At 49.4% G+C, this 650-nt stretch carries 1 protein-coding gene; it reads left to right on the forward strand.

Annotated features, from left to right (window positions below; genetic code table 11):
• A partial coding sequence (locus tag AC1DWB_RS36860; protein ID WP_477545986.1) for a hypothetical protein occupies positions 1-519 on the forward strand: 519 nt, incomplete at its 5' end.
• Positions 520-650: the final 131 nt, after the last annotated feature.

The following is a 650-nucleotide window of genomic DNA, read 5'->3' on the forward strand; positions in this document are numbered from 1 at the left end:
GGTCTAGGCAGCGGCGGCATCTGGGCATTCCGAATGCTCGGTGTCCCTGGGGAACATCGTCGTGATCCCATTAATGAGGACAAGCGCGTCCTGGCCTTGATGCGAGGAACGACATGGACCGCTCAAGATGAACTATATAAAATATGCCGGATTGCAGATAAAGATATTGTGCGAACGCTGGAATTGACACCCCTTCTTGAAATGGCTGCATCCGAGGATGTTCATGGGAAGGGCGTTGCTGGTAGGGTTTTTAGCGGGAGCGCGGAGCATCATTTTGCAGACGACGGTGGACATATAACCGCTCTGGACGGGCATCCGATTGATTTTGAAGCTGGAAGGTTGTCGGATCATGACGCAGAACGGGCACTTGATCCGATCGCGTTGATTCGAGAAACGTGGGAAGCCCAACGGCTTGCTCATGTTCATTTTCTGAACCTACAGTTAAAAGAAAAGGAACGAGTAGCTGAGGCAGAAAGACAACGTCAAGAGGAACTGCGGGGTAAATTATACAAATCATAGCCGCGATAATATTAAGAACGCCAGATCATTTTTATCCATTACCGGCTTCCGCTGAGCGAATTGGTCAGTGGCTCCATAAATGTCTTGTAATGTACCGCGACCTTCATTTGCGGCCATTCTTTTTGCCAATC

This window comes from Paenibacillus sp. P4_E11, from assembly GCF_056401635.1.